General features: G+C 41.2%; 23 protein-coding genes. 5 read left to right on the forward strand and 18 right to left on the reverse strand.

The window, feature by feature from the left end; all coding sequences use genetic code 11:
- Positions 1-21: 21 nt before the first annotated feature.
- Both SJY16_RS13195 and lepB read right to left on the reverse strand, forming a co-directional pair.
- The gene (locus SJY16_RS13195; RefSeq protein ID WP_377889829.1) at positions 22-750 is read right to left on the reverse strand and encodes a CAP domain-containing protein; all 729 of its coding nucleotides are present in this window, start codon (positions 748-750) and stop codon (positions 22-24) included.
- Positions 751-1062: 312 nt separating this feature from the next.
- On the reverse strand, positions 1063-1617 hold the full coding sequence (gene lepB / locus SJY16_RS13200; protein WP_377889831.1) for a signal peptidase I: 555 nt from the start codon (positions 1615-1617) through the stop codon (positions 1063-1065).
- A gap of 186 nt (positions 1618-1803) precedes the next feature.
- Between lepB and SJY16_RS13205 the strand changes: the two genes are divergently transcribed.
- From SJY16_RS13205 to SJY16_RS13215, 3 genes are all read left to right on the forward strand, one after another.
- Complete coding sequence (locus SJY16_RS13205) at positions 1804-2472, forward strand: haloacid dehalogenase type II (protein ID WP_377889832.1); 669 nt, start codon at positions 1804-1806, stop codon at positions 2470-2472.
- Between the two features lie 119 nt (positions 2473-2591).
- Positions 2592-2678 carry a YjcZ family sporulation protein gene (locus SJY16_RS13210; RefSeq protein ID WP_224882924.1) on the forward strand — a complete coding sequence of 29 codons (87 nt, stop codon included), beginning with the start codon at positions 2592-2594 and terminating at the stop codon, positions 2676-2678.
- Between the two features lie 256 nt (positions 2679-2934).
- A complete protein-coding gene (locus SJY16_RS13215; RefSeq protein ID WP_377889834.1) occupies positions 2935-3270 on the forward strand; it encodes a hypothetical protein in 336 nt (111 codons plus the stop codon).
- On the opposite strand, the gene SJY16_RS13220 is transcribed toward SJY16_RS13215, so the two are convergent.
- A complete protein-coding gene (locus SJY16_RS13220; RefSeq protein ID WP_377889836.1) occupies positions 3265-4098 on the reverse strand; it encodes an STAS domain-containing protein in 834 nt (277 codons plus the stop codon). The two genes, SJY16_RS13215 and SJY16_RS13220, sit on opposite strands and share 6 nt — an antisense overlap.
- 610 nt (positions 4099-4708) lie before the next feature.
- On the opposite strand from SJY16_RS13220, the gene SJY16_RS13225 reads away from it, so the two are divergent.
- On the forward strand, positions 4709-5179 hold the full coding sequence (locus SJY16_RS13225; protein WP_377889837.1) for a sigma-70 family RNA polymerase sigma factor: 471 nt from the start codon (positions 4709-4711) through the stop codon (positions 5177-5179).
- Between the two features lie 39 nt (positions 5180-5218).
- Here SJY16_RS13225 and SJY16_RS13230 read toward each other — a convergent pair whose 3' ends face one another.
- The 4 genes from SJY16_RS13230 to SJY16_RS13245 form a co-directional block, all read right to left on the reverse strand.
- Positions 5219-5461, reverse strand: coding sequence for a type B 50S ribosomal protein L31 (locus tag SJY16_RS13230; protein WP_270181489.1), 243 nt, complete (start codon positions 5459-5461; stop codon positions 5219-5221).
- A 424-nt stretch (positions 5462-5885) separates the two neighbouring features.
- Positions 5886-6065, reverse strand: a complete 180-nt coding sequence (locus SJY16_RS13235) for an aspartyl-phosphate phosphatase Spo0E family protein (RefSeq protein WP_377889839.1) — start codon at positions 6063-6065, stop codon at positions 5886-5888.
- A gap of 191 nt (positions 6066-6256) precedes the next feature.
- Positions 6257-6430, reverse strand: a complete 174-nt coding sequence (gene fbpA / locus SJY16_RS13240; protein WP_377889840.1) for a Fur-regulated basic protein FbpA — start codon at positions 6428-6430, stop codon at positions 6257-6259.
- A 2-nt stretch (positions 6431-6432) separates the two neighbouring features.
- A complete protein-coding gene (locus tag SJY16_RS13245) occupies positions 6433-7143 on the reverse strand; it encodes a DUF421 domain-containing protein (protein WP_377889842.1) in 711 nt (236 codons plus the stop codon).
- Positions 7144-7293: 150 nt separating this feature from the next.
- On the opposite strand from SJY16_RS13245, the gene recQ reads away from it, so the two are divergent.
- Positions 7294-9378, forward strand: coding sequence for a DNA helicase RecQ (gene recQ, locus SJY16_RS13250; protein ID WP_377889843.1), 2085 nt, complete (start codon positions 7294-7296; stop codon positions 9376-9378).
- A gap of 495 nt (positions 9379-9873) precedes the next feature.
- Here the strand turns inward: recQ and SJY16_RS13255 are convergent, their stop codons facing one another.
- From SJY16_RS13255 to SJY16_RS13305, 11 genes are all read right to left on the reverse strand, one after another.
- Positions 9874-11061, reverse strand: a complete 1188-nt coding sequence (locus SJY16_RS13255) for an ABC transporter permease (protein ID WP_377889844.1) — start codon at positions 11059-11061, stop codon at positions 9874-9876.
- The gene (locus tag SJY16_RS13260) at positions 11058-11747 is read right to left on the reverse strand and encodes an ABC transporter ATP-binding protein (RefSeq protein ID WP_377889846.1); all 690 of its coding nucleotides are present in this window, start codon (positions 11745-11747) and stop codon (positions 11058-11060) included. Before SJY16_RS13260 ends, SJY16_RS13255 begins: the two co-directional genes overlap by 4 nt.
- A complete protein-coding gene (locus SJY16_RS13265) occupies positions 11744-12862 on the reverse strand; it encodes an efflux RND transporter periplasmic adaptor subunit (RefSeq protein ID WP_377889848.1) in 1119 nt (372 codons plus the stop codon). Before SJY16_RS13265 ends, SJY16_RS13260 begins: the two co-directional genes overlap by 4 nt.
- A gap of 4 nt (positions 12863-12866) precedes the next feature.
- Positions 12867-13529: a YknW family membrane protein gene (gene yknW / locus SJY16_RS13270; RefSeq protein WP_377889849.1), complete on the reverse strand. Its 663-nt coding sequence runs from the start codon at positions 13527-13529 to the stop codon at positions 12867-12869.
- Positions 13530-13829: 300 nt separating this feature from the next.
- Positions 13830-15071, reverse strand: a complete 1242-nt coding sequence (locus tag SJY16_RS13275) for a DHH family phosphoesterase (RefSeq protein WP_377889851.1) — start codon at positions 15069-15071, stop codon at positions 13830-13832.
- Positions 15072-15214: 143 nt separating this feature from the next.
- Positions 15215-16780: a fatty acid--CoA ligase gene (locus SJY16_RS13280; protein ID WP_377889852.1), complete on the reverse strand. Its 1566-nt coding sequence runs from the start codon at positions 16778-16780 to the stop codon at positions 15215-15217.
- A gap of 541 nt (positions 16781-17321) precedes the next feature.
- A complete protein-coding gene (locus SJY16_RS13285; protein WP_377889854.1) occupies positions 17322-17918 on the reverse strand; it encodes an LOG family protein in 597 nt (198 codons plus the stop codon).
- 122 nt (positions 17919-18040) lie between these two features.
- Positions 18041-18757, reverse strand: coding sequence for an NAD-dependent deacylase (locus SJY16_RS13290; RefSeq protein WP_377889856.1), 717 nt, complete (start codon positions 18755-18757; stop codon positions 18041-18043).
- A gap of 165 nt (positions 18758-18922) precedes the next feature.
- A complete protein-coding gene (locus SJY16_RS13295; protein ID WP_377889858.1) occupies positions 18923-20482 on the reverse strand; it encodes a glycine betaine uptake BCCT transporter in 1560 nt (519 codons plus the stop codon).
- A gap of 192 nt (positions 20483-20674) precedes the next feature.
- Positions 20675-20959: an HNH endonuclease gene (locus SJY16_RS13300; RefSeq protein WP_377889859.1), complete on the reverse strand. Its 285-nt coding sequence runs from the start codon at positions 20957-20959 to the stop codon at positions 20675-20677.
- A 97-nt stretch (positions 20960-21056) separates the two neighbouring features.
- Positions 21057-24305, reverse strand: a complete 3249-nt coding sequence (locus SJY16_RS13305) for a DEAD/DEAH box helicase (protein WP_377889860.1) — start codon at positions 24303-24305, stop codon at positions 21057-21059.
- Positions 24306-24353 lie beyond the last annotated feature (48 nt).

The following is a 24353-nucleotide window of genomic DNA, read 5'->3' on the forward strand; positions in this document are numbered from 1 at the left end:
TTTCTATATAAAAATGAACACTTATTTACCAATGAATTGTTGTGTCCAGATGTTACCTTCTTCAACATGCCCCACACCGATATGAGTAAAGCTATCATTCATGATGTTCTTACGGTGTCCTTCACTGTTCATCCATGCATTTACTACTGCTTCTGGAGTTTGTTGACCTTTTGCAATGTTTTCCCCTGCAGTACGGTATTCAACACCAAACTGATCCATCATCTCAAAAGGAGATCCGTAAGTTGGGCTATTATGAGCGAAATAGTTGTTTGCTTTCATGTCTTCCGACTTAGCTTCAGCTACTTTACTAAGCTCTGTATCTACTTTTAATGCTGGCAATCCAGCTTTCTCTCTTTCAGCATTTGTCAGGTTCACAACTTCTTGTTCAAATTGAGAAAGTCCGTTTTCTTGCTTAGTTTCATTGTTTTGAGCTGGTTGTGCTTCCTCATTAGAAGCTGACTCACTTGGTGCTTGCGCATTGCTTGGTGCAGTAGCGTTTTCCTTTGGAGCAGGCTCTTGCTCTACTTTTCCATTTGAAAAGTTGATTGAATCCTGTATAGAAATATTGTACTGACTTTCAATCTGTTTAACGTATGATTGAAAATCTTCCATATTAGAAAATTGATAAGACTGTGTCTTCACGTCAATGTTGGAGTTTTGCTCAGCTCCTGTATTAGCTGAACTTGTAGATGGGTTTGCTGCCAACAGGGCTGCTGCCGCTGTGACGCTAAGCATAATAGATTTCTTCAATGATATTCCTCCTTGTTTTGGTGAAAATGTCTTGCACATTGAAGGTATCATAAGAAAAGGAGCTTGTAAGACCGTAAAAAATTCCTGTTCCGGAAATCACTGGGACACATGTAAGACATTTAACACTCCTCGAAAAAGGCTAGTTTCCTACTCCATCAAGGGTTCAACCCACTTCTCCCCCTCACGTTTGCGTGATACACGCCTGCCAAAATATCCATATTATAGGTGATTCCTACTCATTAACTCTTCTTTTCAACTATTGCAGAACCGTAACAAAAAAGAGAGAGCTGTAACAGCCTCCCTCTTTCAGTGTTAATTTGTAGATCTTAAGTCGGCAAATGGGTACCAAACCATTTCAGCTCGACCTACGATATCCTTTGTCGCAATCTTCCCGAGACCATTTCGACTATCCATGCTTCTTAGACGATTATCGCCCATTACAAATAATTCTCCTTCAGGAATTTCAATCGGTCCGAAATCCTCTGTTAACTGCATTCCCATCGTTTCTGCTTTGTTACGATTCGTGGATAGATAAGGTTCATCAAGCTCCTCTCCATTCACTAAAAGGCTGTCATTCTTCATTTCTACTGTATCACCAGGTAAACCGATCACACGCTTCACATAGTGCTTATCCATTTCTGTATCTTTTATGATGACGATCTCGCCTCTTGCAGGTTCTTCTTGGACATATGAAATGAATTTATTTACTATAAGACGATCACCGTCATGTAAGGTTGGATCCATTGACGCACCTTCAACAATATAAGGTGCAATAATAAACATTTTTAATACGAAGGCTAGAGCTACTGCAAATATTAGAGGACTTGCCCACTCTTTTACCCACTTGGTTTGAGACTCTTTTTCCATTTCATCCTCCTTAAGTGCTTCCTATTCTTCTCTATCACCTTTTGAGATTCCCAGTATATTCTAGCATGATTTTCCTATATTTTGCTAGCGCTTACCACCGTCAATCTGCCTATTTTTGAGCATTTGATTTCAATATTCGCTCATTTTATGGTGAACTTAATCTATCATGTTTTTAGGAGGGTATCTATGGAGACGATAAAAACATTCGTATTTGATGCATATGGTACGTTGTTTGATGTATTCTCAGTTACGGAGAAATGTGAAGAGCTTTTCCCAAACAACGGAGATGCAATAAGCCAAACATGGCGCAAGAAACAGTTAGAGTACAGCTATTTGAGACAAATGATGGGGAAGTATCGACCTTTTTCAGAAGTGACGAGAGATGCGCTGCGCTATGCAGTGGCCGAGGCTGGCCAAGAATTGAAACCTGAAGACGAGCAACAGCTTCTAGATGCCTACAGGCAGCTTGAAGTATATGAAGAAGTTCCTGAAGTATTGAAAGCACTGAAAGAACAAAACGTTAAGCTTGCTATCTTTTCAAATGGCTCGCATGATATGTTAGACCCACTTGTAAAACAGTCACCTATTTCTGACTACATCGATCATATTATTAGTGCTGATGATGTGAAGCACTATAAACCGACTCCTGCTTCCTATACACACGTCATCGATTCTCTTGACATGAAAAGAGATGATGTTCTTTTCATGTCCTCAAACGGCTGGGATATTTCTGGAGCAGCGAACTTCGGGTTCCATACAGCCTGGATCAACCGTAAAGAGCAGCCAGTTGAAGAACTCAATCTACACCCTTCTTCGATCTATCATGATTTAACTGGTTTAAAAAACTGGAAGTAGCTTGCCTGAGCCAAAATGGTTCAGGCTTTTTTTCATTCTTGTTTGCCCAAACCATTTATAACTTCTTACATACAATACTATTACAGATCAACAAAAGCTAGTTAAAGGAGGTGACTAGAATGGGTTACGGCTATGGCCAAGGATTCGCGCTTATCGTAGTTCTTTTCATTCTGCTTATCATTGTAGGTGCTGCTTTCGTTTATTAATCTGTAGAAAGAAGAGGGAGCTTCTCCCTCTTCTCAAGCTGTCGAGAAAATCTCGGCAGCTTTTTTATTAGCAAGCTGTTTTCAAACTTCTACCATTGATAGATGCAAGCGCTATTAGTCCTTTAAAAAGAACGGTGCTTTAGACCTAACAAGGACAAGCTAACTTCCCATATTATACCCATTGATTCTTTGATCTCTTAGCCGTATAATCTTCGCATAGCATAAGAATTCAACGAACGTAGTAAGGATGGATAATATGATGAAAGAAGATCGTTTAATCAGGAGGGAAATCATTCGTTATCAGGAACAGCTGAAGGAATTCCGAATCTCTTTCCACCAGCTCAGTGTTCTTTCACCAACGGAATCATCTATTCGTAACTGGTGCAAAGGGGTAGCCTATAAACTCATCGAATTACCGGCTCTTTCAGCTCGGGTTCTTCAAACACACAAGCTCCCTTATCGGGAGCTTGTTAAACAATACTTATTTAATAAATCGAATTTGAAGCGTTATCACAAATACATTCTAGCGATTTTCTTGTTAAAGCAAGGGAACTACCAACATTTAAGTGAGTACCTATCATTCTCGTTATAAGATTTCGTGTATGGCTTGATGTAAGTGTGCGAACGTTTTGACGTTCTCAAAATCAATTCCTAAATTCACAGTGGTTTGTGCAATCTCTGGGCGAATTCCGGTAACGACTGTTTCGATACCAGAGAGCTCAAGTATTTTCATTAACTGAAAGATTTCATTCGCTACCATCGTATCCATGATCGGAACACCAGAGAGATCAACAACTAAATGAGATAGCTTGAGCTCAGCACTCTTCTCCACTCCTCTACGCTGTATAAGAGACGCTCGATACGTATCGATTGTTCCGATCAATGGTAGGACACCTACATTCTTGGATAAAGGAATGATCGGAACGCTTAATTCAGAAATTCTCGTTTCCTGCGCCTTCATCTTCTCTTCATTCAGTTGATTTGTATAGACAGTCACTTTATGAAGAAGAAGGTCAAAGGATCTGTTCATATAACTGCCCCATTCAGCAAGCTGAGCAGCTTCTATGTTTTCATTCTTTTCCCTACTAAAATCAACCATGATATCCCAAAGAATTTGTCTCAAATACGTAAGACTGGCTACTGATTGCTGCAAAGAAAACGTATGATGCTCAAAAATTTCAACGATGCGACTCGCCCATTGCATAACATCTCGATGATTAGATTCAAGAAAAATCATTTGACGTACAAAATCTGAACAAAAAGCCTCTATTTCGGTTTTTAACTGTGAATCATTGATCACAGCTGTATCCGTTGCTTCATGTTCGCTTACTAGGTTATGAAGCCTGCCAACCCACTTATCACTTATTTCTTCCAAGTGTTCTTCGAAGAAATCGACATATCTTCGTTCAACTTTGTTCATGATCTCTTCTCCCATTTTTAGAATTTACTGTTTAATCATTGATTCCCCGTTTGCTTCATTTATACACATGAACATTTAGAATAAAGTGTAAACACGTTTGAAGAACGATTAAAGGATTCACTCAATTAACGTGGAATAGTATACTAAGGACAGTTTATCGTCATTGTTACGTTTAAAAATTGGAATCCAAGGGAAACAGTATTTTGAAAAGATGCTATGTAAAGTGATGAAGGCTCGAGCCCTGAATATAAAATCCCCCGGAGGTGCCACATGCTGAAAGAAAAACTCTTAACGAAAGAAGAACTACGACGAATCGTCCGTGATCTTCAAGGTAAAGGTGTTAAAGCACAGCTCTGTTACAGAAAAGCATAGGACACTCTGAGCGATCTTTCAAAAGGTCGTTTTTTTTTGTGTCAAAAAGCTCAAAAGTGTTCATTCGATTTGTCTTCTACACGGTATATTCATCGTTTACCTAAGAACAAACTCTCTGTTTCACACCTCCTTTCCTCGCAAACTCTTTGTTTCCTACAATGAAAGTTATATAGAATTCGAATAAAATTCTCTTACCGACGGAATTTGAGATGGGTGCACCCTCTGTGGAGAGCAGATTGTGGAGGATCATCAATTTGAATTACTTGTATCACAGTACATCCCTCTGATAAAAAGCCAGATAAAAAAGCTAAACCTTACAAGGAACTATGATCAATATGAACAGTTTGCCTTAATTGCGTTATGGGAATGTGCAACTCATTATGATTCATCAAAGGGGAGTTTTTCTACTTATGCGTATATTAAAATTAGAGGAAAATTAATCGATGAACTACGAAAAGAGGTAAAGTTTTCAAATCAATTTGTTTACTCCCATGTCATCGATCAAGTACATTCACAAACTACCCGATCAGACCATCACCTTCTGGATTATCTGTCTTTATTGACAGAAAAACAACGTAAGTGGGTGGAGTTTTCAATTGTTGAAGAACTCTCACTCAAAGAAATCGCGTTGAAAGAAGGCGTTTCAGTAGAGGCAGTCAAATCGTGGCGAAAAAGCGCGATAGCAAAGCTTAGAAACATATTAAGATAAAAAAAACACCCCGTATAATAAACGGGGTGTTTGTCATTACTAGCGGTTGTATTTCTTTTTGAACTTCTCAACACGACCACCAGCATCGTTAAAGCGCTGTTGACCAGTGTAGAACGGGTGAGACTCAGAACTGATATCAACTTTGATTAGTGGATATTCGTTACCGTCTTCCCACTCGATTGTTTCGTTTGATCCTTGAGTAGAACCAGTTAGAAACTTAAATCCGCTACTTACATCTAGAAAAACAACTTTTTGGTATTCAGGATGAATTCCTTGCTTCATTGTGTAGACCTCCTTTATCGATTGAATCATCATTTACATTTAAATGAATGGTATAACTTAAGAGCGGTTTTGACTCCATCAAATGATGAGTTCAAAACCCGTCCTTCCTAGTATATAATCTTTAGGCAATTTGTTCAAACATGAATCACATATTTTCAATAAAATTTATGAAAATGTTATGTAGAAATCTAATTAACTAGTTCAAAAGAACCAAATACCACGTCTTGTGATACGTTAAGAAAAAGTTTTTTGAAAACATTCGCGATTCTATGTGATGTTTGTGATAATATAAGCATGCCATGGAGGTTGTTGAGATGAACGATGTCGCTCATAAGGAGAAAATGCTTGTTCATAACACATCTTGTTGCAAAGAAGGATTTTGGATGTATTTCAATTGTTCAACTAGATTTTCTCAACGGACTGTCTAGTCTTGTTGGAACTGGAAACGTTGGTAAGACGTTAATAAACTATCTAATTCCTGACTACACTGCAACGTTTCTTCGTGGGAAATCCCTTTCTTAACACCAATCTCGATCATTTCTTCCTGTTTTCGTTTAATCCAATCAAGCAAAACTTCCCTAGCATCAAAGTCAACATACAACAAAGCTTGTCCCTCCTTCAATTCGTACAAATTCTATTATCCAAATATTCACATCGCTTGTGAACCCTTTCGCCAAAACTAGACAAAAACCTTTTACTCTCGCACTATAACAAAACTCTTTACATTCATTCGCACGAACTTCCAATTTACGACCATATTTTTGAAATAAAAAACAGCTTCTTGTGACGAAGCTGTTAAGAACTTACTTTCGTATTCAATACCTGTAGCTTTTCTTTCGTAAGAGATAGATAATAATAAAATAACTCTGTTGTCGAACATTCGTATAGCTGCTTTTGTTTCACTTTATATATTCCCTTCTCTAATAAGAGAGAGATAAGCTCGTCTTTCGAGCGTGTATGCTTGATCACTTTCATTCCTCCAACTGCTTTGTATCCAAATCGCCATCCTCAAAATAGTCCAGCGTTAGCTTTCCATCTGAGTGCAACTGCCCTAAATAGATTTCATTGATGTTAATTTGTTTCTCGGCGAGTTTATTTTCTAACCATTCTTTTGTCTTACCGATGCTGTTCAATACATCACTCATCACAACACCATCCATCACAACCGCTTTTGGCTCTTTCTCTTCTGGAAGGTGAAGCCACAACTCTGTAGGTCGAACCGCTCGATAATCACGCTTCAACAAAACACTTAACTCACCATCAGCTTCAAGAAGGGCAAACTCCACCTCATTTACTGAGAAGACATCTTTCTTACGTAACATCTCTAGAAGCTCATCAGCAGAAATACGCTCTTTCTTAAGGTTTTCTTCAAGGATTTTTCCGTCCTTTATGAAAATACTGGCCTTACCTTCGACCACGTCTCGAAACGCTTTGCTTTTTAGTGAGATAACGCTTATGGCAACAGAAATTCCTGCCCAAATGAACAAACTCGTTAGCCCATTGAACAGATTTGCGTCTGTATTCATCGTTAGGGTTCCAGCAATATCACCGATGACTATTCCTACTATGTACTCAAAATAAGATAGCTTTGAAAGCTGTTTCTTACCAAGTACCTTCGTTAGTAAAAATAAAACGACCAATGTAAACAATGATCTTGCGATAACTTCTAGCCATTCACTCATCTTAGTTTCCCCTTTTATTAAACTTAAAACATCCCATTAACATTTTCTACTAGTTTGCGTATTGGATTGAAATTTATGTGTTCTGTACACCTATACTCTTGTACGATAAGATAATATGGGTAACTTCTGAACTGAAGAAAGGAAGATACAATGCTCGAGCAAGCAAAACACCAGCTGAAACATTATTTTGGATACGATGAGTTTCGATCCGGTCAAAAGCAAATCATCGATAGTATTCTAACTAAGCGAAACACTCTTGGGATCATGCCAACAGGCGGAGGAAAATCGATTTGCTACCAAATACCTGCACTTATGAACGATGGATTAACCATCGTCATCTCTCCTTTGATTTCATTAATGAAAGATCAGGTAGATGCTCTATCTGGTTATGGAATCGATGCTGCTTATATAAATAGTTCCTTAACAGAAACAGAAATAAGGTCCACGATGCAAGAAGCAGAATACGGGGAAATCAAACTTCTCTACATCGCTCCTGAGCGGTTGGAAGCCCCATCTTTCCAACGAATGTTACAACGAACTTCGGTTTCCTTAATCGCTGTAGACGAAGCACACTGTATTTCTCAGTGGGGGCACGACTTTCGCCCAAGCTATATGAAAATCAGTAACATGATAAATAGCTTTTCTGAACAACCACCGATTATCGCCTTAACAGCTACCGCTACTCCTGAGGTCGTGAGTGACATCCAGCGCATTCTTACTATAACGGAAGAACAAACCTACATATCTGGGTTTGAACGAGAAAACCTCCATTTTTCAGTTGTAAAAGGGGAAAAGAAAAAAAGCTTTATCACTTCTTATTTAAAGAAAAATGCGACGCAATCTGGCATTATTTACACCGCAACTAGAAAAGAAGCTGATCAGCTCTATTCTTCTCTCGACAAGCTTGGTATCAAAGTGGGAAAATACCATGCTGGACTCTCAGAAAACGAGCGCAAAGCCGCACAGGAATCGTTTCTGTTCGATGATCTGGCAGTCATGGTAGCGACAAACGCTTTTGGAATGGGAATCGACAAGTCTAACGTTCGATTCGTTATCCATCACAACTTGCCAAAGAACATGGAATCGTATTATCAAGAAGCGGGACGTGCTGGAAGAGACGGCGAAGAAAGCGACTGTTTTCTCCTCTTTTCTCCAGGGGACATTCACATACAAAAGTTCCTCATCCAAGAAAACCAGCACGATGCGGTGAGGAAATCAGCAGAACTCGCGAAATTAAAAGCGATGGTCGATTATTGTCATACCGAGAAATGCCTTCAAGGTGCAATTCTCCATTACTTTGGTGATGAGCGTCCAGATTATCGATGTGGAAAATGTAGCAACTGTGTAGACGATCGTGAATCAGTTGATATTACAAAAGAATCTCAAATGATTTTCTCAACGATCAAGAGGGTGAATGAACGTTTTGGTAAAACGATCATTGCACAGATTTTGAAAGGTTCTAGATCTAAACGAATAAAGGAATTGCACCTTGATCAAGTTTCAACTTTCGGTCTTTTAGCTCGTCGAACTCAGCAAGACATTATCGATATGATCGACTTCCTAACCGCTGAGCAATACATTACTTTAACTGACAGTAAATACCCAACACTCATTCTTCAAGAAAAAACCTTACCCGTGCTCAAAGGACAAGAAGCGATTCATAAGAAAGTGTCAAGAAAGCCAGAGGCAATCGAAGGAAATGACGAGTTATTTGAAAAGCTCCGCATGTTAAGAAAGCAGCTTGCAGATCGAGATGGCGTCCCTCCATACGTGGTTTTTGCAGATAACACGTTAAGAGAAATGAGCGAGGTCCTCCCTACTTCACGTGAAGATATGCTTAAAATCAAAGGCGTAGGTGAAATGAAATACGAGAAGTATGGCAGTGCTTTTCTTAATTTGTTAGAATCCCTTTCCACACGAAATCAATCTGGTGAGAAGCCAAGTCACCTAGCATCCTTCGAACTATTTCAAGAAGGAAAAGAAATTCCGATGATTGCAGCGACAAGGGGATTGAGCGAATCAACTGTCGAAGGTCATCTTTTAAAAGCAATCGAGGATGGGTTACTGAAAGAGATTGATCGTATTGTAGCTCCTGAACATGAAGAACTCATTTTACAGGAAGCAGCATCAATCGGTGAGGAGAAACTTAAACCATTGAAGGAAGCGCTCCCTGAAGAGATTACGTATACACAAATTAAAGCTGTTCTAACGAAAAAGAGAAAAGTAACCACATAAAAGAGGAAGAGCGTGGAAGCTCTTCCTCTAAGTTTGTTGGGAAAGTTTGATTCGTTGTTCCCTATGCCGTAGGAGTTTGAATACCGCAAGATTCCTGTGGACGAACGTCCGTTTTCCACGGAAGTCAAGCGGTATTCACTCCTACTGGGGTGCAATTAATCCTAGCAAACTTTCCGATTGATTATGATCAAAGAGTCATTTGCTTTCATTGTCTATCCCTTTTTATTCGCTTTGAGTTTGTTTCCTAATCATTCATTCAAATGTTGATTGGAGCGGAAGGAGGATCGACTCCTGCCAGATGTGCGGGACAGGTGAGACCCCGGAGGCGCAACGGTTTTGTGCGCTGAGAAGGCTCACCGCCCGCCCCGCGGAAAGCGAGCATCCTGGAGCGCAAATCACCACCGCATTCAAGGGTGGTATCCATTCAGAAGATGGATTTCGTAACTAGCTTAACGAAAAGAGGAAGAGCATTATCGCTCTTCCTCTTTTTATATCCTATTCATAACGCAATGAATCAATTGGATCGAGTCTAGATGCTTTGTTAGCTGGTAAGATCCCAAAGACGATACCGATCAACATCGAGAACACGAGTGCTCCAACAACTACTTGCCATGAGATAAGTGAAGGCCAATCTGCGAAGAATGAAACAAGGTACGCGGTTCCAGCTCCTAGCAATATCCCGATCGTTCCACCGATTAAGGTTAAGATGATGGACTCGACTAGGAATTGCAAAAGAATCTGCTGTCTTGTTGCTCCAAGTGACTTCCGAATTCCGATTTCTCTTGTCCGCTCCGTAACAGAAACGAGCATGATGTTCATAACGCCAATTCCTCCAACGAGAAGCGAGATACCGGCAATACTACCGATGATCGTCGTCATGATCGTTGTCACCTGGCCAATTCCAGCTGCGATTTCCTCCATGTTCATTACTTGATACGAATCTTCAGTATCATGCAGACGATTGAGTACTTCTGTCGCCTGTTCGCCAGTCGGCTTTAGGTCGTCCGTATTCCCTACCTGGAGCGTTACCTGGCTATAATTAGTTGTACCAAACATATTCCTCATGGCAGACCATGGGAGATAAGTATCGACTGATCCGAAGGCGAACAATCCTGTAGGCTTCTCAAGGACACCTATAATTTCGACAGGCTGAACGCCGACACGGATGATTTCACCTATAGGAGATTTCCCTTCGAAAAGCTCTTCCTGCATGGCGGCACTAACGACTGTCACTCTTCTTCCACCTAAGAAATCTGCAGAAGTAAAACCACGTCCTTCTGCAATATTAAGCTTATTGACTTCCATGTAAGCTTGATTGATTCCTGTGATCGAGGTATCAGTCGAATCTTCACGAAGTCGCACCGTCGAGTATTCTGAAGTAGATGCTACGACATTCGTAACCTTATCTAACTTTTCAAGCTCACGGATATCGTCTGAAGTAAAGGGGTTTTGTTCCCAATCGCCTTGCTGCATCTCTTCTTCTGATGGCTGGTAAAATACTTCGATCGTATTTCCATCACCTGCGATCTGAGATTTCAGCATAGCTTCTCCGCCTTGACCGATCGCTACGACTACGATAACAGCCGCTACACCGATAATGATGCCAAGCATCGTCAAGATGGAACGCATCTTATGTGCTTTAACAGACATGAGTGCCATCTTAATATTTTCAAACAGACTCATGAAGGAAACCCTCCATTCGTAGGCTGCTTGCCGAGTAAGCCATCTCGAACGTAAATCACCCGATTGGCATACGCCGCTACTTCAGGCTCGTGTGTGACGACGATAATCGTTGTTCCTTCTTTGTTAAGTTCAACGAAAAGCTCCATAATAGCGACACTTGTAGCAGTATCGAGGGCACCCGTTGGTTCATCCGCTAGAATAAGAGACGGATCGTTCACAAGTGCTCGGGCGATCGCGACACGCTGCTTTTGCCCACCGGATAATTCATTTGGTAAATGTCCCATTCGATCTCGAAGACCAACTCGAGTCAACGAATCACTAGCGCGCTCTTCTCGCTCTTTCTTTGCCGCTCCTGCGTAAACCATCGGGAGTTCAACGTTCTTTAATGCCGTTAATCTCGGCAAGAGTTGAAATTGTTGAAAGACAAAACCGATCGACTTATTCCGAACCTTTGCAAGCTCTGGATCAGAATGAGTCGAAACATCTTCTCCTTCTAAGTAATAGGAGCCCGAAGTTGGACGATCCAAACATCCGATAATGTTCATCAAGGTGGATTTCCCTGAACCGGATGGTCCCATGATCGCGACGAATTCACCTTTTTCGATCGTGGTTGTAATACCCTTTAACACTTCAACCGTCTCTTTACCCAATGTATAACTTTTTACGATTTTTTCTAGTTCGATCATTTCACTTTCACTTCCATCCCATCCTTGAGTTTATCAGGAGGGTCGATGACTACGTTATCATCTTTCTTAACGCCTTTTGTCACTTCGATTCGTTCAGCAGTGGATGAGCCAGTTTTGATGTCTTTTCGTACTGCTTTTCCTTTTTCAACAATGTAGACGTACTGATTATCGCCATCTTGAAGGACTGCGCTAAACGGAAGCGTCATCGCTTCATGTGAGTCAGTTTCAATTTCCACAATCATTTGAAACCCAGGTTTAAGATCGAGTTTTTGGCCATCATCGATCGTGATCGTCACTGGGAACTGAACCGCAGTCGAACCACTTTCCGTTGCAGTAGCTTCTGGTAAGTAACCTACATCAGAAATCTTTCCCGTCCACTCTTCATCTGGAACTGCATCAGACGTCAGTGTTACACGTTGCCCGTCTTCTACACTCAAGGTGTCGTATTCAGAGAGCTTTCCTTTTACGACAAGATTATCGATGCTGCCTAATCGAACCAGCGGCTTTTCTCCTTGGACTGTTGGAGACTCGTTTTCGTTCACTTCGATCACTATGCCATCGATCTCACTGGTCACCGTTAATTCTGTCAATCGTTCCTTTAGACGATCTCGTTGAAGCAATGCTTGTCGAAGGTCAAGGTTCGCCATACGAATATCCATCTGTACCTGATCGAGCTCTGCTTCCATTGCTTCCTCAGCTTCTTCTCTTCCTACATCGTCGGCAAGATCATCTTCTTTTTCTTGTAATCTCGTTTTCTGTTTATCAAGTGAATTTATACGAAGGTAGAGCGATTCAATAGAAATGTCATTCTGCTCTTTCTCCATCTTAAGGTCAGGGTTCTCATAAGTTAGTACCTTATCACCTTTACTTACAGAATCGCCCTCTTCTACATGAACCGTCGTTAACTCTCCCTTCGTTTGATCCTCAAACAAAAGGCTTTCGTTTGCGAGCGTCAATGTACCTGGTGTCATCACCGTCGTATTAATGGTTTCACTTTGCAGTGTCTTTGTTTCAACATCTGCAGATTTACTAGCAGATGTTCGATACACGTTAAATCCTATGATAAGTGCTAAAACTGTTACTACTGATATTGAAATCCATACTTTCTTCTTCATTCAATTACATTCCCGTCATGCTATTAAACATAGTTCCAATTGCAGCAAAGCCAATTCCGATTAATAAGAAGACGATCGGAATAATCCATGCAAGGACTTTTGGCCAACCAGCTGTAATTCTAAGACCAATGACAGTTAAGATCGTCGTCCAGATGTTGAAGATTTCAATGCTATTCAAGATACCAGCAGTGGCACCATCTGCATTCACTAGACCACCAATACTCGTGTACATCGAACCGACTTCGCCACCTAGTAACGCCATCAAAAGACCATTTAGCAGAAGGCCGATCGAGCTAACAAAAGCAATGAAGACATTCATAGAAAACATCTTTTTGAACGTTACTTCAGAAGGTGTTGCTTTTGAAATCAACCAGTAAATAAAGCTTCCGATCAACACTCCGAACACCGGGGCAAGACCGATTGAAATTGTAGTAGAGATTTTGAAGAATGTGAGCATCCCCTCTGTACTTTCCGCACCGTTCATTCCTTGATTCATAGTTGCTTCAAAATCAGGATTCATTACCATCAACCAGCCTGCTACAAATGAGGCGAGGACAACGATAAGTAGGGGTAACCACACCTTTGGTTTCTCACGAATCCTTTCAAATTGCTCCCCTGGGCTGAAAATCATCCCTAGGATTGATGGATTTGTTGAGTTTTCGTTCATCTTGTCACAACCTTTCTAATTTACTCACCTGTATATACGCATGAGTATTTTGAAAGGTTCCCAAAATTTATAAAAAATTGTTTGTATTTCCTGTAAAAGATGCATTACTTTTCACATTCTGCAGCTTTTAGTATTTTTTCGTGGTTCGTTATCTTTCTAATAAAGCCTCCTACCATTGCCAACACTACTACCGAAACAACCGTTTTCATGAGGAGAACCTCTCCTTTGCCATTGTTTCTTCATCGTATGAGATGACCACCTTTCGGGACCTTTCCTTTTTTAAACCAAAAAAGAAGACCCTCAGCTAAGAGAGTCTTCTTTTTGGTAAGAAATAACGTGTAACAATTCATCGTAACGCTCAACAAGTTCGTCCTTAGACAGTGGAAGCACTCGGGTAAGATCTTCGACGATACGCTCATCTGATCTTAACCATGCATGATGCTGCCGTTTCACGTAACGTTCTGCATCTTCGAATGTATGGAATGTGCAGTCAACGACTTCGCCCTGTTTCATTACTTCATAAGCATGATTCACTGGCCTGATGTAGATAATCTCATCATCGTGGTTTTCATAAAATGATCCTTGATCACCATCTCGGCGGTTCAATCGATTACGATCTGCATCGCTTTTTAGTGGTTTAATCGGAAAAGGATCTGCTACAAGAAGGGTGTATGTCCGCTCGGTCAGTTCACACCCTGACGCTTTCGGGTGTCCACCTCCTCCAAATCGTCCAGCAAATTCTGATACATCGACCTCATCATGGATCGTTCGAAAGCCAGCTCGCTTGTTACCGATATTTATAATGGCAATCATGTCAAGATGAGGATGCCTTTTGTTCAATTCATTCCCTAACTCTGAATGATACGATTCCGCATGCACGATGCCTATACAGTATTCATCGATAAATGTTTGTACAATCTGATAGTTCTTTTTATGAATATACCGACTTATTTTGCGCTCCTCTAGATCAAGAATCATCTCTTCTGATTCACTTAATGAAAAGGAGTCTGGTTCTCGTGTCAATCGCCTCAGCATTTCTGCTTTAAACGTTTCCCTTCCTAGTATCGAAAACAGGTCGTTCAAGCGTTTGGCATCTGTATCGTTATCTTCTTCCCATTCCCATGTATCATATTTCCGTACAAGTTCCAGAAATTGTTCTAGACCTTCAATACGGTCAATTTTCTCTCGTTCTACTAAATAGTCATAAAACAATGTGGCTGCACACGTTTTTTTCTCACGGCCAGGCTCTACAAATCCCCACTCATAATCGTTAAAATGTAAAGCACTCGCATGGTGGTCGATCATTTGCACGTGTCCACCATCATGATGTCGCTTTTCAAGAAGGTGTTCTACTTCTTTATTCACTGATAGATCTGTAATAAAAAGTGGACTCTCGTTGTTTTTCTCCAAGAAAGATTCTACACGCTGATTTAAGTTCCGATATGTACAATGTGTGATATCTGCGCTTTTCTCGAAAGCAAGTTCTGCAATAAGCGCGCAAGCTGATCCGTCAAGGTCGCTATCTGTAAAAAGTTTTATCATCGCCCACTCCTCCTATTCCACGTTAGTATGTGCCCCGCATGTAAAATCATTACACCGCAATTCAAAAAAGCGAGCTCTTTAGCTCGCTTCTTAAGACAACGTTTCAAATTATACATCTCAAGCCTTATGGATACAACAGGGTATTAAGATGGCGTATTCGTATTCTGTTGAAACCGTTCACGCAGCATAAATTTCTGGATTTTGCCGCTTGCATTTCTTGGTAGCTCATCGACGAACACATACTTCCTCGGTCGTTTATACGTAGCTAAGTTCGGGCTATCTCTACAGTAACGATCGATAGCCTCTTCAGTAAGTGCCGCATCTTTTTTCACGATGATCGCAGTCACCACTTCACCCCATTTTTCATCTGGCTGGCCAAGAACGGCAACATCCAAGACGCCTTCATGAGCATGCAATACATCCTCAATTTCTCTTGGGTATACATTCTCTCCACCAGAAATCACCATATCATCGACTCGATCTGACACGAATAAATAGCCTTCATCATCCATATAACCGAGATCACCTGAATGGTACCACCCTTTGTATAACGCTTTTTCAGTAGCGTCTGGTCGGTTAAAATACCCCGTCATCATACAAGGTCCCTTCACAATGATCTCCCCTACTTCACCTGGAGGAAGAATCGCTTCTGGATCTGATGGCCCATCTTCAGACGGTCGAACGACTCGTACTTCATGATTAATCGCTGCACGACCGGCAGAACCAACCTTTGTAAGCTGTTCATGTTGATCGAGAAACGTAACCGCAGGTCCCATTTCTGTCATCCCGTACGCTTGAAGAAGATTGATTCCAAGCTTCTCCTTGATCGCTTTCACTAATGATGGTGCCATAGGAGCTGCTCCGTACAACCCTAGTCGCAAACTGCTGATATCATATGAAGAAAGGTCTTCCTGGAGCATCATATTCCACATTGTAGGTGCTCCAAACATAATGCTTACCTTTTCTTCCTGTATTGCTTCTAACACTTTCTGAGGTTCGAAATGATGCAGAATTACGTTAACCGCACCAAAGTGCACACGAGGCAAAAAGTTACAATGAAGTTCTGCGCAGTGAAACATTGGTGCAGCAACAAGGCCGATATCATGATCTTTCACATGCAAACTAGCACCACAGATCAAGCTTTGTTCGACCATGCTTCTATGCTTATGTAGCACGCCCTTAGGTCTGCCTGTTGTACCACTTGTGTACATGATGGCATACGGATCATTTTCATCTACGTCGCTTTCTGGTTCGTCTATAGATGATAAGCGAACTTGCTTCTCATACCTTTCAGCGAATGCCGGTGCCTCACCATCCGTTAACCAGAAAGATACATCGGGGAAATCTTTTTGTACAGCAGCGACAATTGGTTCGAGTAATTTTTCATACACAAGAACGGATGGCTTCGCATCTTTCACGATATAAGCGACTTCATTTGGTTTCAGTCTGAAATTGATCGGATTAAGGATCGCTCCAATCTTCGCACAAGCGAAAAAGAGACATGAGAGTTCAGCATTATTAAACAAAAGCGTTGAAACACGATCTCCTTTTTTTACACCTGAGTCAAGAAGAGCATTTGAAACGCGGTTTACTTCTACATTCCATTCCTCATACGTCCATCTGATGCCCTTCGTTTTATCCACAAGAGCTTCTTTCGCACCAAATTTCCTTACCGTTTGCATGAATAAAGAACCGATCGTTACGTACATGAACATCCTCCTCTTTCGAATAATGTCGATAAGCGATGATTAGTCTCGTATGTATGGGTCCATGTGTATAGTTCCATCTTCTTAGGTAAAATCCTCTCTATTTCTGAATATTTCGATATATTAAATTATTCTCTGGAAGTTGAACCATATAAAAAAGACTGCCTACAAAAGGCAGTCGCTGGTTGTAATGAAACCTAGAATTTGGTGCTCGACGCAGGAGTTTGAATACCTCTCGCTTTTCCAAGGACAAATAAAGGAGTTAAGCGATATTCACTCCTACTAGATTATAATGAACCTCTAAGTTGTTTTTTTAAAAAAGGTTGTTGGTTTGATGAAGTGTTTTTCTTTTACACAACTACGCTGATTGGAGCGGAAGGATGCTCCTGCGGGATGTGCGGGACAGGTGAGACCCCACAGGCGCGCGTCAGAGCGCCGAGGAGGCTCACCGCCCGCCCCGCGGAAAGCGAGCATCCTGGAGCGGAAATCCCTCACATCCATTGAAGCAACGGACCAATAAAATGCAGTCGCTTACAGTATTATCTTAGATTCGCTCTGTCAGATCATCCTGATTCCATTTATTCATCTTTGGTACGGAGTGGTTTTTTATCATCTCAAGTAACTGTATCGGATCTTCATGAGAGAGAAGCGGTTCCATATATTGACGAGCGAGGAAGCCTTCACTCACCATGTGATCTAGCATGTTATGATACGGAGCGTAATAATTCTTCGTATTCAATAATGCGATCGGCTTATTATGATATTCAAGCTGGTACCATGTAAAGATTTCGGTTAACTCTTCAAGCGTTCCGATTCCACCAGGTAGTGCAATAAACGCATCACCGTGATCGTACATTTTTGCTTTTCGTTCATGCATCGTTTCGACTATGATGAGTTCTGATAGTTCAACATGTTCAACATTATCGTATATTTTTCTTGGAATGATTCCTGTGACCTTTCCACCATGCTTTAAAACAGTTCGAGCTAACGCTCCCATTAGTCCAACATTCCCACCGCCATATACAACTTCTATTCCTTGAAGTGCTAATTGCTTCCCTAGTTCTTCAACAGCCTCAAAGTAGAGCCTGTCAACATTCTCACTAGAGCCACAAAACACGGTAAGTCGATTTACTTTCGTCATTCACAGCGCCCCTTTTGATAGAATCTTTCTATCGTCATCTTACTATTTAATATAAAGGAAGAATAGAGGAAATACTCACAAAAAATACCGATGAACTCTCATCGGTATTTCATTGGTATTTTCTAATTATCCTTTGTTTCCTGTGCTAATTCTGCTAAAACGTCTCCGATTCGACGATTAATCACAAGATCTGCCATCGAATCATATTTTGTTTCTTCATCATTTATGATGATAACTTTTGCACCGTGGCGTTTCGCTTCTACAGGAAAGAGATTCGCCGGAGAAACGCTTAAGGAGGAACCTAACACGATGAAAAGATCGGCTTTTTTTGTCTCTTGTTTCGCCATGTGGATCGCGTTCATAGGTAACGGTTCACCGAATAGCACGACACCAGGTCGTTTAAATCCGCCACACGCACAAAGCATGTCGTCATTCATGAAATGGTCGTTTCCCGAGGATTCTCCACAATCATCACAATACACTTCACTTAACGATCCGTGCATTTCTGCGACGTTCTTACTACCCGCTCTTTTATGCAATCCGTCAACGTTTTGAGTTAACACACAGTTAATATGGCCACTCTTTTCCCATTCTGATAAATAATAATAGCCTTCATGTGGAATTGCTTCTTGTAATTTCTCAATGCGGTTTTTATAAAAACGGACAAACATGTCCCGTTCATATGTCATTGCATCCCTACTAGCAAATAACAGAGGGTCGTACTCGTTCCACATCCCATCTAATGCCGACCGAAAATCTGCTAGACCACTCTCGGTACTCATTCCAGCTCCAGTTAGCACCACGGTATGCTTCGCTTCATAAAACCATTTTGCAAGCATTGTTTTCACCTGCCTTATAAAAGTACGAATAATTAACCATTCACATATTTGCGATGATTCAAACCTTTTTCCTTATATTCTGTCATTTCCATGTAACAAATTTATTCTTGATCAACTAAAAAAGCAATGAGGCGTAATCGCCTCATTGCGTAGATTGAATCACCACTATGACTCTGTTGGTGATGGGTTTTCTGTTACTTGCTTATCTTTCTTCTTTTCCTTTTTCGGCTTAGGACTTTTCGCAACGAGATGCTTCTCTTTCGTTATCGCTTTGTAGAAGGAGACGGTCATGAGTATCATTATGACTGAGAACGGCATCGCGGCGAGTATAAGTACGTTTTGCAATGCTTGAAGACCGCCACTATAAAGTAATACTGCTGCCATTGCTGACTGCGTAATACCCCAAGTAAGCTTCACGCTCGTTCCTGGATTCAATGAACCATAAGTTGTTTGCATTCCAAGAACAAATGTTGCGGAGTCGGCAGACGTTACGAAGAACGTTCCGATCAATGTAATCGCTACAATAGAGAGCACGATACCGAACGGATAATTCTGTAACGTTCCGAATAAGGCTTCCTCTGTTGCAAGTGATGCAATATCAGCTGTACCGTTTTGTTGAAGGTTGATCGCTGATACACCAAATGCTGAGAACCATAAGAACCCTACAACAGAAGGAACAAGTAGAACACCAACAAGAAATTCTCGAATGGTTCTTCCTCGCGAAACGCGTGCGATGAAGATTCCTACGAATGGTGACCAAGAAATCCACCATGCCCAATAGAAAATCGTCCAGTTGTTAATCCACTCACGGTTTTCTGGGTTAAGTGGTGCGATTCTGAAACTCATCGCTAATAAGTTAGTCAAATAAGATCCAATCGTATCTGTAAACATATTCAAAATGTAAATCGTCGGTCCTAGAATAAACATTGCAAGGAATAAGAATCCTGCAAGACCGATGTTTGCATTACTTAAGTATTTGATTCCTTTACTAATGCCTGTCCATGCTGAAATCATAAATAGTACTGTTACAACGGCGATAATGATTAATTGAGAGGTAAAGTTATTTGGAATTCCTGTTAAGTAAGAAAGACCGCCGTTAATTTGTACTGCACCAAAGCCTAGCGTCGTTGCTACACCAACGATCGTTGCAAAGACAGCTAAAGTATCGATCACTTTTCCTAGTAGACCGTTTACACGTTCACCAAAGATCGGGTAAAGTGTCGCACTGATCAGTCCAGGACGATCATGTCTAAATTTAAAGTAAGCGAGCACAAGGGCTACGATTGCATAAATGGCCCAGGCGTGTACACCCCAGTGGAAATATACGAACTGCATCGATTCCTTAATTGCTGCTGGTGTTCCTGCTTCTGCTGTCGGAGCATTTACAGCATAGTGATAGATCGGTTCAGCTGCTCCCCAGAATACAAGCCCGATTCCCATTCCAGCACTAAACAACATCGCAAACCAGCTTAGCCTAGTAAATTCTGGCTTCTCTCCCGGTTTACCGAGCTTAATTTTACCGTAGGGAGTAAAAATAATAAATACACAAAATAGGACAAGGAGTGTTACAAGAATAAGATAATACCAACCAAACTTATTCGAGATAAACGTTTGGGCAGTGGCCGATATAGACTCAAGACTGCCTGGAGAAATCGAACCCCATAAGACCATGAGTAAGCTGATAACCAGCGTGCTCCAAAACACTGAAGAAACTTTTCCTGTCACTGTCGTCACCTCAACTTCATTTAATTTTCTGTTTTAACATCACGATGAGTTAAAGGACAGAATGTAGTACGTTTTTACCTCTATCTATCTATACCACTACAAAATAGGTCGAAACACCGAATTTTGACTTCCTACTATATAATCACCTTTCAATTACCAGAAAACCCTTATAAGACAGTAGCTATAGCGCACCTATTTTTTTCTATTTTTTTCGTTCGATTTCGACACTCTTACTTTTTTGGTAGATGATTGCTTTTTAATCCACTTTAAAAAACGTCGGATTTGCTCATCCTCTTTTAACTGTTTTAATGTATAAAGTCTTATCGCTAACTCTCGATTGGTGTATAAGGCATGAATTTGTTTATGACATGCTACACACAAAATAGCAGTTGGCCCGAACGCCCCTCCTTCTTCTTTAGGTGTTAAATGATGAACCGTACATGTTACACCACTTCGTCCGCACAGTTCACACGTCATTCTTAACCACCCCTATCCGCTATTATTTGTTCTTTGTTAATAGGTATACCATCTAAAAGAGAAAAAGCCCCCCTGTTCCAACAGGAAGGCTCACGCATTAAATGCTTAAAATCTCTTTAATTTCCTCCTCAGAAAGGCTTGAGATCATCGTCTCACCTGGCTGGATGACCTTTTCGATCAGCTCTTTCTTCTTTTGCTGGAGTTCGTATATTTTCTCTTCAATTGTTCCCTGAGTGATCAACCTTAACACTTGAACGACTTTCTTCTGTCCGATACGGTGTGCTCTTCCGGCAGCCTGTTCTTCAACCGCTGGGTTCCACCACAGGTCATACAAAATAACCGTGTCTGCACCAGTTAAATTCAAACCAGTACCACCCGCCTTCAACGAAATAAGGAAAATTTCCTTTTCTCCGTCGTTAAATCGCTCTGTCATTTCTACACGATCTTTTGAAGGCGTTTGGCCGTCTAAATAAAACACATCATGGCCAGCGTTCGTTAGATTATCCTGAATGATTCGAAGCATGCTCGAAAACTGCGAAAAGATAAGAATCCGCTGCTTGTTTTGAATCGAAGTCGCAACGATGTCCATCAATTGCTCAAGCTTACCTGAGTATCCATCGTAATTTTCAAGAAATAAAGAAGGATGACAGCATAGCTGCCTGAGGCGTGTCAGTCCAGCAAGTATTTTCATTCGATTACGCTGGAAGCCTTCACCCGCAATGCTTTCTTTTGTTTCCTGCTGAATGCGATGTAAATAGCCGATATAGAGTTCTTTTTGCTGTTTTGTTAACTCAGATACTTGAACCGTTTCGATCTTGTCAGGAAGCTCTTTTAACACATCCTGCTTCACTCGCCTCAAGATGAATGGTCGCACCATTCTAGATACTTGTTCATGAGGCAATTTCTTAAATGAGCTCAAGTCTGGAAAGAAACCTGGCATGATCGAATGAAACAGTGCCCAAAGCTCATCAAGAGAATTTTCGATCGGTGTTCCACTGAGCGCAAATCGCTTCTTTGCACGCAGATGTCTCACAGCTTGAGAAGTTTTCGTTGCTGGGTTCTTGATTGCTTGGGCTTCATCAAGAAAGACCGAGTCAAACTGCATTTCTTCATACTGAGAAATATCCTGCCGTAACGTAGGATAAGAAGTAATCCATACGTCAGGTGCTCCCTGTGCCAATAGTTCTCTTCGTTCAGGTGGTGCACCGGCATTAACGGCAACTTTCATACTAGGAGCGAATTTCTCAAATTCTTTCTTCCAGTTATAAATCAGTGAAGCAGGTGCGATGACGAGTGCAGTCGCTTCTGGATTCTCTTTCTTTTCAGAAAGAAGGTAAGCGATACTTTGTAGCGTCTTACCTAGACCCATATCGTCAGCTAGAATACCTCCTAGTTGATAATACCCGAGTGCTTTTAACCATTGAAATCCTGTCAATTGGTACGAACGTAGTTCCGCATCTAACTCTTCAGGCAAGCTGAACTGAAGATCTTCAGGATGTTTTAGCCTCGATAACAGTTCTCGGAATGCTTCCCCATAACGAGAGCTACGCTTTCCTATCCCCATCGTTTCATCGATTTGCAACCCTCGATACAGTGGGAGCTGCAGATCCCCACGTTCGACTTCATTTTCTTTAATGTTCAACTCATCCAAAAGCTTTCCAACATGTTGAAACTCTTCATCTTCGATCGAAACGAACGACCCGTTTTCAAGGCGATAATACCTTTTCTTTTCGATCATCGCTTTCAGAACGTTTGAAATCTCGCCTTCATCGATTCCCTTCATATCAAAGCTAACGTCAAGCCAGGTACCTGTACCGTCCACATCGACTGATGTAACCGGGAGGGAACCTTCATCCAATAACCAGCTCTTTGCTGAATCTGTTAAAAGCACTTCTGCTAGTTCATCAAGTCGTGGGAGCGTCCAATATAGAAAATCAAAGATTAATGCTTCATCATCGACATACAGTTCACGACCGTTAAATTTAAGTGACGCTTGTTCGATAAGTGCCATAATCTGTTGTTCCTTCTCGCTATCACGAAGGATGATGCCACCATTATTATTTTCTAAGCGAGACGAACTGTCGAAAGGATCGATATGATCGTCCCCATATTGATACGTGACGTTAACAAGGAGGCGTTCTGCCTCTGCATTCACGTAGACTTTCGCACGAAGCTCTGGTTTTTCGATTTTCTCAGTAATGTCTTCTGAAATCGTAACGTCACCGAGCTTCTTCAAACGTGGGACAACTTGAGATAAGAACGGTTCGATTTGGTCACCGGAAATGGAAACGGTGCTTCCAGGTGCTGACGTTCGAAACTGTGCTAACTCTTTAAGCAACTTTTGCTGTTTCTTTGTAACCTTGTATAACGTCTCATTGTGAAAAACCCATCCGTACGTACTGAAGAAGGCAGCTTCCTCAAAGCCATTAAGATGAAGAATGAAGTCGGAATCAACTTGATCAACTTCAAACTCAAATGGGTGCTTATCTTTATATAGTGGAATGTTCTCATAAAGGAAACGATTAAAATCAAACCGAATCGTGCGGTTCTGGACATACAACTCTTCGAGAAATTCGTTTGCAGTCAAAGGTGGCAGGATCAACTCTCGATTGTCTGTAAACCTCCCCCAATTATCTGGGATACTTAAATAAACCAACTCATTACGCCTTACCGCTAATAGTAACTGCAACAATGGTAGATCCCGCTCATTGAATTCATGTTCATGAGGCTCATAACTAAATTTCTTTGTGAAATAAAGCGATTCCTCCGACTGAACTGCGTCTAGAAATGTGCGAATATCTTTTACGACATATAAGCGATCCACGCCTACCTTCATCTCGACCGTCCAAGGTGCGTCTCCCTGCGATCGTCTTAACGATGGATAAGCTGTTGCTTTAATCGTAAACTCCACCTGTAATCGATCCTTCTTTGCTGAAGGTATATCAGATAAATCCACATCATAATCGCTCAACGCTTGAATTAACTGATCTGTCTCAACGTAACTCTTCGTTGCAACCGGAGCCGTTCTTTTCTTTTCTTTCTTCGGTTCTTGGTAGTGTGTTTGAGAGTCACTGATCGCAATGAGAACTGCCGCGATGTGCTTACACGTTCCATACGTATCGAATGCTTCACACTCGCAAGATCCAAACCAGTTATCGCTCAATAGCTCGATAACGACTTCATAATCACTCGTTCCTTGCACATGTGCAGTATAGGACTTGTCCTCTGAATTATACTTTAGAACATGAACGCGCCCGTTCTGGTAGTAAGTGAGCCCTCTCTGATAGAAACTCACTGGAAACCGTTCTTTTATTTCGCTCTTCGAAAACATTGAGTTTTGGTTCATCTCGATATCACTTCAATTCTCATCGTAGTAGTACCCTTCATTATACAA

It is taken from the genome of Alkalihalobacillus sp. R86527, from assembly GCF_042466185.1.
Taxonomy (GTDB): Bacteria; Bacillota; Bacilli; order Bacillales; family Guptibacillaceae; genus Guptibacillus.

What these genes read in the sequence shown, in the direction of transcription:
- SJY16_RS13285 (WP_377889854.1), bottom strand. Translation starts at nt 17,918, where the DNA reads ATGACGAAAGTAAATCGACTTACCGTGTTTTGTGGCTCTAGTGAGAAT.
- SJY16_RS13255 (WP_377889844.1), bottom strand. Translation starts at nt 11,061, where the DNA reads ATGAGTCTGTTTGAAAATATTAAGATGGCACTCATGTCTGTTAAAGCA.
- SJY16_RS13280 (WP_377889852.1), bottom strand. Translation starts at nt 16,780, where the DNA reads ATGTACGTAACGATCGGTTCTTTATTCATGCAAACGGTAAGGAAATTT.
- SJY16_RS13220 (WP_377889836.1), bottom strand. Translation starts at nt 4,098, where the DNA reads ATGAACAAAGTTGAACGAAGATATGTCGATTTCTTCGAAGAACACTTG.
- SJY16_RS13205 (WP_377889832.1), top strand. Translation starts at nt 1,804, where the DNA reads ATGGAGACGATAAAAACATTCGTATTTGATGCATATGGTACGTTGTTT.
- SJY16_RS13230 (WP_270181489.1), bottom strand. Translation starts at nt 5,461, where the DNA reads ATGAAGCAAGGAATTCATCCTGAATACCAAAAAGTTGTTTTTCTAGAT.
- lepB (WP_377889831.1), bottom strand. Translation starts at nt 1,617, where the DNA reads ATGGAAAAAGAGTCTCAAACCAAGTGGGTAAAAGAGTGGGCAAGTCCT.
- SJY16_RS13215 (WP_377889834.1), top strand. Translation starts at nt 2,935, where the DNA reads ATGATGAAAGAAGATCGTTTAATCAGGAGGGAAATCATTCGTTATCAG.
- SJY16_RS13275 (WP_377889851.1), bottom strand. Translation starts at nt 15,071, where the DNA reads ATGATAAAACTTTTTACAGATAGCGACCTTGACGGATCAGCTTGCGCG.
- SJY16_RS13245 (WP_377889842.1), bottom strand. Translation starts at nt 7,143, where the DNA reads ATGAGTGAATGGCTAGAAGTTATCGCAAGATCATTGTTTACATTGGTC.
- SJY16_RS13260 (WP_377889846.1), bottom strand. Translation starts at nt 11,747, where the DNA reads ATGATCGAACTAGAAAAAATCGTAAAAAGTTATACATTGGGTAAAGAG.
- SJY16_RS13290 (WP_377889856.1), bottom strand. Translation starts at nt 18,757, where the DNA reads ATGCTTGCAAAATGGTTTTATGAAGCGAAGCATACCGTGGTGCTAACT.
- yknW (WP_377889849.1), bottom strand. Translation starts at nt 13,529, where the DNA reads ATGAACGAAAACTCAACAAATCCATCAATCCTAGGGATGATTTTCAGC.
- SJY16_RS13210 (WP_224882924.1), top strand. Translation starts at nt 2,592, where the DNA reads ATGGGTTACGGCTATGGCCAAGGATTCGCGCTTATCGTAGTTCTTTTC.
- SJY16_RS13300 (WP_377889859.1), bottom strand. Translation starts at nt 20,959, where the DNA reads ATGACGTGTGAACTGTGCGGACGAAGTGGTGTAACATGTACGGTTCAT.
- SJY16_RS13305 (WP_377889860.1), bottom strand. Translation starts at nt 24,305, where the DNA reads ATGAACCAAAACTCAATGTTTTCGAAGAGCGAAATAAAAGAACGGTTT.
- recQ (WP_377889843.1), top strand. Translation starts at nt 7,294, where the DNA reads ATGCTCGAGCAAGCAAAACACCAGCTGAAACATTATTTTGGATACGAT.
- SJY16_RS13265 (WP_377889848.1), bottom strand. Translation starts at nt 12,862, where the DNA reads ATGAAGAAGAAAGTATGGATTTCAATATCAGTAGTAACAGTTTTAGCA.